At 71.8% G+C, this 7037-nt stretch carries 7 protein-coding genes; 2 read left to right on the top strand and 5 right to left on the bottom strand.

Translation table 11 applies throughout. The annotated features are described in order from the left end of the window. The first annotated feature begins 328 nt into the window (after window positions 1-328). Window positions 329-937 carry a histidine phosphatase family protein gene (locus tag AB0D31_RS34265; protein WP_362730719.1) on the top strand — a complete coding sequence of 203 codons (609 nt, stop codon included), beginning with the start codon at window positions 329-331 and terminating at the stop codon, window positions 935-937. 358 nt (window positions 938-1295) lie between these two features. Here AB0D31_RS34265 and AB0D31_RS34260 read toward each other — a convergent pair whose 3' ends face one another. From AB0D31_RS34260 to AB0D31_RS34240, 5 genes are all read right to left on the bottom strand, one after another. Beyond that, the gene (locus AB0D31_RS34260) at window positions 1296-2180 is read right to left on the bottom strand and encodes an alpha-L-glutamate ligase (RefSeq protein ID WP_362730722.1); all 885 of its coding nucleotides are present in this window, start codon (window positions 2178-2180) and stop codon (window positions 1296-1298) included. 216 nt (window positions 2181-2396) lie between these two features. Then, the gene (locus AB0D31_RS34255; RefSeq protein ID WP_362730716.1) at window positions 2397-3338 is read right to left on the bottom strand and encodes a hypothetical protein; all 942 of its coding nucleotides are present in this window, start codon (window positions 3336-3338) and stop codon (window positions 2397-2399) included. Window positions 3339-3442: 104 nt separating this feature from the next. After that, window positions 3443-4435 carry a DUF6397 family protein gene (locus AB0D31_RS34250; RefSeq protein ID WP_362730713.1) on the bottom strand — a complete coding sequence of 331 codons (993 nt, stop codon included), beginning with the start codon at window positions 4433-4435 and terminating at the stop codon, window positions 3443-3445. A gap of 133 nt (window positions 4436-4568) precedes the next feature. After that, entirely contained in the window at window positions 4569-4991 is a 423-nt protein-coding gene (locus tag AB0D31_RS34245; protein ID WP_362730710.1) for a roadblock/LC7 domain-containing protein, read from the bottom strand. A gap of 601 nt (window positions 4992-5592) precedes the next feature. Then, window positions 5593-6018: a hypothetical protein gene (locus AB0D31_RS34240; RefSeq protein WP_362730708.1), complete on the bottom strand. Its 426-nt coding sequence runs from the start codon at window positions 6016-6018 to the stop codon at window positions 5593-5595. A gap of 243 nt (window positions 6019-6261) precedes the next feature. Here AB0D31_RS34240 and AB0D31_RS34235 point away from each other — a divergent pair, with 243 nt between their 5' ends. Next, window positions 6262-6861: a class I SAM-dependent methyltransferase gene (locus AB0D31_RS34235; RefSeq protein ID WP_362730705.1), complete on the top strand. Its 600-nt coding sequence runs from the start codon at window positions 6262-6264 to the stop codon at window positions 6859-6861. Window positions 6862-7037: the final 176 nt, after the last annotated feature.

Here is a 7037-nt window from a genome sequence, read left to right as displayed (position 1 = left end):
TGACGAGCCAGCCCATGCGCGCGTCGCTGTCCCCGCGCAGCGAACGGTCGGTGAGGGACCGGAACCAGGCGCCGGCCGGCCGGCCGGCTGGGGCGCATCGTCAGGCCCCGCCCCGTGGGACGAGGACCGGGGGCCGGCTGTGCCCCTGGTGCACCTGCGCCCGCGCCCTGACGCATACCCCCTGCCCCTGCTCCTACTCCGCGTGACGTATCCGACGTCCGACAGGGCCGTCCGCACGGAATGCCCGCGCCTCTTTTAGGGTTGTCCCCGCGTATGGCCGGGGCGAGACCGGTCCGGGGGACGCACAGGGAGAACGGAATACACAGCCATGGGTGAGTTGATCCTCGTACGTCACGGGGAGACCGAATGGTCGCTGTCGGGACAGCACACGAGCTACACCGACCTGCCGCTCACGGCGCACGGAGAAGAGCAGGCGCGCGCAGTGGCGCCGTTGCTCGCCGACCGGCCCATCGGGCTCGCTCTGGTCAGCCCGCTCCAAAGGGCCAAGCACACCGCGGAGTTGGCGGGGGTCAAGAACACCCGAATCACCCCCGATCTGCACGAATGGGACTACGGCGGCTACGAGGGCATCACCACGGAAGAGATCCACCGCAGCCGCCCCGACTGGAACCTGTGGACCGACGGGGTCGCGCCCGGCCCCGCCGAACACCCCGGCGAGAGCCCCGCGGAGGTGGCCGAGCGGGCCGACCGCGTGCTGGCAGAGGCCGCGCCTACGCTGCAGGGGAGCGACGAAGACGTCGTCCTCATCGCCCACTCCCACTTCCTGCGCGTCCTGACCGCCCGCTACCTGGGCCTCCCGCCCTCGGGCGGCGCGCTGGTCGTTCTCGATACCGGGGCGATGTCCCGGCTGGGACGCGAGCACGGGCGTCCGGTGATCACCGCATGGAACACGGTGCTGCAACACACCACCAGCTGACGTCACCCCCCCTGACGCCGCACCCCTGACGGCACGCACTCCGGGCGACCCGCGCCCCGGGCTGCACGCATGCCCGGCGGCGCCCATGCCAGTCACCACGCATGCCGATCGACTCGCATGCCAGTCGACGCGCGTGCAAGACGGCTCGGCGGGGGTTGGCGCCCCTGCCGGGCTCATCACCTCGGCGAGGTCGGACAGCCGCACGCGCGACCGGGACCAGATTCGAGGCGCCGGGGCAGGATCGAAACGGCCGACGTGGCCGACATGGCCGACCTGGCCGACGTGGTCGACGTGGTCGACGAATCGAAGGTCCCGACAACGGGTCCTGCTGTGCGGCCGACCCCGACCACCATGACGTTCAGACCGCCACGACCGCGTCTCGGGCCCTGCGCAGCGCCAGTGCCGCCAGGGCCTCCGGGGCGCCTGCCTGGCCCCGTATTCCGGGGAACGCGTTGATGTCCACGATCAGCGGGGTGCCCTCCCCCGTGTCGATGACATCGACCCCGTAGACGTCGAGGCGAAACACCTCGCCGACCGCCACCGCCAACTCAGCCCAGCCGCACGGCAGTTCACCGAGGGCGAGCGACACTGTCGTACCGCGCCCCTCGGGAGCGAGCTCAGAGCGGCGCAGTGCAGCGAAGACCGTCCCATCGATCACCCACAATTTGTGGTCGTACCCGCTGTTCTCCGCGAACTCCTGCACCACGACCGGCTCGTCCCCCCACACTCCGGCCAGCTCGGCCAGCCGTGTCGGGTCGTCGACGCGGGTCACGAGGTCGTGCCGTCTGCTGTGACGGCTCTTCACCACGAGCGGGCTCGCCGACACCCCGGGGGAAGCAAACTCGACGCGCCCGGCGGAAGTAGTGAAGTCGGCGAGTTCGACGAGCTCGGTGAGCGAACCGAATGTGCGGGTCGCGGCGAACGGCAGCCCCGCCTCTTCGGCCAACTCGGCCATGAACGTGCGGTCCTGGCACACCTCGGTCGCCTCGGCCGAGTTGATGACCGGCACTCCCCGCGACTCCAGCGCCCGTGCCAGCACGAGAGCGCGCGGCGTACGCGACTTGAGCAGGTAGACGTCCGCCACCGGCCCCGGCAGCGACAGGTCGGCCGTCTCCGGGTGAAGGGTCACGACCCGGTGCTCCCGGCCCAGGAGTTCCTTAGTGGCGGCGAGCAGCGGATGGTCCGGGTCCGGCGTGATGAATCCGACCGTCCTCGACTCCCCCACTTTCCCTCGCCCCACCATCGTCACGTCGCCCACGTGCTCGCGTCCGCGCGCCATCGCGCCGTCCACCCCCTCCCGTCCGCACGCCGTCGCGCCGTCCACCCCCTCCCTTCCGCACGCCATCGCCTCGCCCACGCGCTCGCGCCCTTGCGCCGTCGTGTCGCTTACGCGCTGCTCCGGCACCCTTGCGGAGCCGCCTCGCTGTCGCCCGCTCGGCTCCGCCCTACGCATCAGACCTCACCGGACCTCGCCCGCCGCCCCCGCCGAAGTCCGGATCGGCCGGGCCTCGGCGGCCGGCCCGTCGCTCCCGAACACCTGGTTCGGTATGTGGCCCACGCCCGAGACGAAGGCCGCGGCGGCGACCGCACTGCCCGTGCGTGCCAGTTCGAGCACCGCCCTGGCGACCTTGGCCGCCGCGTCCGGCACCTGACGGAAACTCGGGAAGTCGTTCACATCGACGACCACCGGCCCGTCCGGGCCGAGCAGCACGTCCACGCCGTACAGGTCGAGGCCGTACACCGCGCCGACCTGGTCGACGATGGCAGCCACTTCGGCGGGCAGCGGCACATGCCGTTCGCGGACGCCCCGGTCCGGGTGGAGCGGTGAGCGGCGCTCGGTGGCGTACAGCTCTCCCCCGACGCAGTACACCTTCAGATCGATGCCGGAATTGGGGACGTAAGGCTGGGCGATGAGCATCCCCTCCCCGGCGAGCGAGGGCAGCATCAAGGCCAGCCGCTCCCGCGAGGGGACGAGATGGACGGCCCGCCCGGAGCTTCCGTCGGCGGGCTTCACCACCAGCGGGTACTCCGACTCGGCTATCTCCATGAGCAGTTCGGGCCGGGCGGCCGCGTACGTCATCGGCACCGGGAGGCCGCGGCTGCGCCCGATGGCGGCGGCGAGCGCTTTGTCCCGCACCCCGCGGATGGACCGCACGTCGTTGACCGTGGTCAAGCCGACCGCGGCGGCGGCCTCCAGGAGCGGAAGCCCCGGACCGCCCGAGACGGTTTTGAGCACCCAGGCATCGTGGCTGCCGGCGCGGACCGCTTCGGACATCCGCAGCAGTGAGCCGCCGGGCCGCACCACGTCGACCTGGTGGCCCCAGGCGTCGAGTTGGCGAATCACCTCCACGGGCATGCCGTCATGGCGGTAGTGCTCTTCCACCAGGAAGCAGAGCCTCATCGACCTTCCCCGTAACGCCCGGACGTCCGCCGATCCCGTCCGGCGAGCTGTGACGTCACAGGATGTCATGAACCCCGGCCGGGTCGCCCCCCACCCCGGCCCGGCTACTTTCGCCGCCGTAGCCGCCTCAGCAGACTTCGCTGTACGGGCGCTCCTTCCGCCTTCGACTCGCCCTCCCGCGGGGCGCGATGCGGCGCGGAAGCGATGTGATGGGGGCCCGCCGGTCCGAAGTCGCCCGGCTCCGAAGGCCCCCCGCCTGCCTGGGCGCCCCGCTCCGCCACCGCGTCCCCGGCCGGGCGCGGAGCAGGGCACTGGTCGCGGGCGTCCGCGAGCGCCTCCACGAGACGCGATCGGTACCAAGCGATCTCGTCCGGCTCGTCGGCCAAGAGCAGCCGGTCGACGACACCCTGGGCGATCGCGGACTCGGGATGGACCCGGAACGTGTCGGGGCAGAGCCGTCTCAGGCAGGCCCGTTCATAGGGGTCCCGGACGATTTCGGCGAGGTGCGCGCCGTCGAGGGCGGACGCGATCGCGGCGGCCAGCTCCCATTGGTCGTCGCTCTGTCGGTGCAGCATGGCGATCCTGCGGCTGCGCCAGTTGCGCGCTCTCCAGTCCTGCGAACCGTCGGGCTCCGGATGCCGGCCGCTCAGCAACTCCGGTTCACGCAGCGCCAGTTCGACAACCTCGTCCGCCAGGTAGAGCCAGACGACCGCCCGGTATCGGTTGAGATAGCAGCGCACCGGTGTGAGGCGGCCGGTGCGGGCCAGCTTGGTGAAGCGGCCGGGCGCGACGCCCAGCAGATCGGCGCCTTCGCTCGTGCCGACGGTCCGAACCTTCTCGCGCAGAACCTCGGGAAAGTCCGCCGCGGCTCTGAGCCGGGCAACTTCACGCGCGGTGACCCGGCGATGGCCGCCGCCCGGGTCCGGCACGGTGCGAACGTGTCCGAGCTGAACGGCCAGCTCGAACTCGCCGCGCCTGAGCTCCAGTTCGCGGGCGGCGGCACCCGGTGCGAGCCGCCGCTCGGCCGGTGGTGCCGCCGGTGCCGCGCCTGCGGCCACAACGGGCACGGTGGCGTTCTTGGTGGTGACTAGGGTCATCGGATCCTCCCCCGTGAGGAACGAGCACTCGGAACGAATACTCTCGGTGACGACCGTAACCCGCCGCGCCGACATTCCGCTCGGCCTGTGGATAACTCATCCGATGGTCAATGCGGGCCCACGTAAGCCCAGTTCAGCGGCGTGCGGCCCCGAAGTCGCCATAGTCCCCCTGCTGCCTGGCGGCGACCGAGAGGTGCTCGCCCACGCGATTGACCAACAGGGTCATCTCGTACGCGATCTGGCCGATGTCGGCCTCCGCGGAGCTGAGCACACACAGACAGCTGCCGTCTCCGGCCGCGGTGACGAACAGGACGCCTTCGTCGAATTCGACCATGGTCTGGCGAACCTTGCCGGCACCGAAGTGCAGGCCCGAACCCTTGGCGAGGCTGTGCAGTCCCGAGGCGACCGCGGCCAGGTGTTCCGCGTCCTCGCGCTCAAGGCTGGCTCCGGCGGCGGTGACCAGCCCGTCGTTGGACAACACGATCGCGTGCCGCACGTGCTCGACGCGCCGGGTCATGTCGTCGAGCAGCCAGTCGAGTTCCTTACTCAGTGCCATGTGAGGCCTCCCCGCTCATGCAATTCCCCGTTTCCCCGTTCTCCTGCCACCCTTCACCACCGGCGCGCCGCGGGCAAGCGGTGTAGGACGCCGGTGAGTCGCACGCGGGCGGCGGGCCGGGGCATGCGCCGACCGCACAGCAGGGGCGTGCGCCGGGGGCGCGCCGGGCGCGTCAACGAACCGCCCCGGCACGTGCGTATCGGGGCTATCCGTACTTGGGCAACCGTGCCGGGCATCTGTGCCGGACAGCCGGACATCCGTACCGGGCATCTGTGCCGGACAGCCGGACATCCGTGCCGGGCATCCGTGCCAGGCAGCCGGACATCCGTGCCGGGCATCCGTGCCAGGCAGCCGGACATCCGTACCGGGCAGCCGTGCCAGGCAGCCGGACATCCGTACCGGGCAGCCGCACCGGAGCACCCATGCCGGAGCGCACCCATGCCGCAACACCCGTGCCGAGCGTCGCCGCACGCACGCGCCGGGAGGCGGGGCGCCAGGAGACGCGGGCCCGGGCGCCAGCAGCCACGAGCGCCGGGAGACACCGGCGTCGCGTGATGAAAACGCCAGGAGACCGCCGGCGCCAGCAACTCCTTGGACGCGGCTACTTCCCGGCCAGACCGAGGTTGGCGCCGTCGCGAAGGTCCGGGAAGCCCTGGGCGAGGACGGCCGCCGGCTCCAGGCATGCCCGGCGCGTGGCGGTCTTCGTCGGGTTCGTCGCGCAGCCCAGCTCCTGGTACGTGGCGGAGGCCTTTTGGATCTTCCCCACGACGGAACGCAGGGCGGCGAAACCGCCCGGTCCACTGATCTGCGTCAGGGCGAACGAAGCGTCCGCATCCGTCGCCTTCGCCGCGTCCGCGCACTTCTGCGTGAACATCTCGGCCGACGCCGTCGCACAGGGTGATTTGCTGCCTGAGCCGAATCGCGGTTCGTCCAGGGAGAGCTTCGACTCGACGGCGGACTTGACCTTCTCGGCCGTCGCGACCCTCGCGGCCTTCGCGGACACCGGATCCACGGAGTCGGCGAGCAAGGAGGCGCTCGCCGAAGGCGTAGACCCGGAACCCGCGCCACCGCCGGAGCCCGAACACGCTGAAAGGACCCCTATGGCTGCCGTGACGCCGATGGTCACCAACCACAACTTTTCCCGGTTCATCGTGCCTGCTCTCCCCGCCCTGGACCATGAGCGCGTCACCTTAACCCCCCCTGACGTGCGCGGGTCTCGCGGGGTGTGGGCGTGGGGCCGGGTGGGCCAGGTGTGGGGGATCATGGCGGCATGGCCGAAGACCGCGCGCACGTTCAGGAATTCTTCGCCGCCCGAGCGGCCGACTGGGACCGCAAGTTCCCCGACGACGGGCCTGCCTATGCCGCGGCCATCGCGGAGCTGGGGCTCGCGCAGGGCTGCGCCGTCCTCGACGCGGGCTGCGGCACCGGCCGTGCCCTGTCGGCGCTCCGGGACGCGGTGGGCCCACGGGGCACGGTCATCGGCGCGGACCTCACGCCCGAGATGCTCGCCGAAGCCACCCGGGCCGACCGCGGCCAGTACGCCACGCTACTGCGCGCCGACGTGAGTCGGCTGCCGCTGCGTTCCGCCTGCCTCGACGTGGTCTTCGGTGCCGGGTTGATCTCGCACCTACTCCAACCGGCACAGGACTTGCGGGAGTTGGCGCGGGTCACGCGGACGGGCGGCCGGCTCGCCCTGTTCCACCCCATCGGCCGGGCTGCGCTCGCCGCCCGCCACGGCCGCCTTCCCAGTGACGACGACCTTCGCGCCGAGCCCCGCCTGCGCCCCCTGCTCGCCTCGGCCGGCTGGCTGCTGCGGTCGTACGCCGACGAGGACGAGCGCTATCTGGCGGTGGCCGTACGCGAGGCCTGACGGCACGCCTCCCGGGCACCGTCCCACGCCCTGCCCACCGCTGCCCATCCCCTCGTCACCCCTGCCCACGTCGTGCCCACCCCCCTTCTCACCCCCGCCGTCGTGCAGACCCCGCTCGTCACCCCTGCCCACGTCGTGCCCACCCCCCTTCTCACCCCCGCCGTCGTGCAGACCCC

It is taken from the genome of Streptomyces sp. NPDC048361 (assembly GCF_040651795.1).
In the GTDB taxonomy this organism is placed as follows: domain Bacteria; phylum Actinomycetota; class Actinomycetes; order Streptomycetales; family Streptomycetaceae; genus Streptomyces.
Note: the sequence above shows the minus strand (reverse complement) of the source record. Positions and strands in the feature narration are given on the sequence as shown.

What these genes read in the sequence shown, in the direction of transcription:
- AB0D31_RS34265 (WP_362730719.1), top strand. Translation starts at nt 329, where the DNA reads ATGGGTGAGTTGATCCTCGTACGTCACGGGGAGACCGAATGGTCGCTG.
- AB0D31_RS34260 (WP_362730722.1), bottom strand. Translation starts at nt 2,180, where the DNA reads ATGGTGGGGCGAGGGAAAGTGGGGGAGTCGAGGACGGTCGGATTCATC.
- AB0D31_RS34255 (WP_362730716.1), bottom strand. Translation starts at nt 3,338, where the DNA reads ATGAGGCTCTGCTTCCTGGTGGAAGAGCACTACCGCCATGACGGCATG.
- AB0D31_RS34250 (WP_362730713.1), bottom strand. Translation starts at nt 4,435, where the DNA reads ATGACCCTAGTCACCACCAAGAACGCCACCGTGCCCGTTGTGGCCGCA.
- AB0D31_RS34245 (WP_362730710.1), bottom strand. Translation starts at nt 4,991, where the DNA reads ATGGCACTGAGTAAGGAACTCGACTGGCTGCTCGACGACATGACCCGG.
- AB0D31_RS34235 (WP_362730705.1), top strand. Translation starts at nt 6,262, where the DNA reads ATGGCCGAAGACCGCGCGCACGTTCAGGAATTCTTCGCCGCCCGAGCG.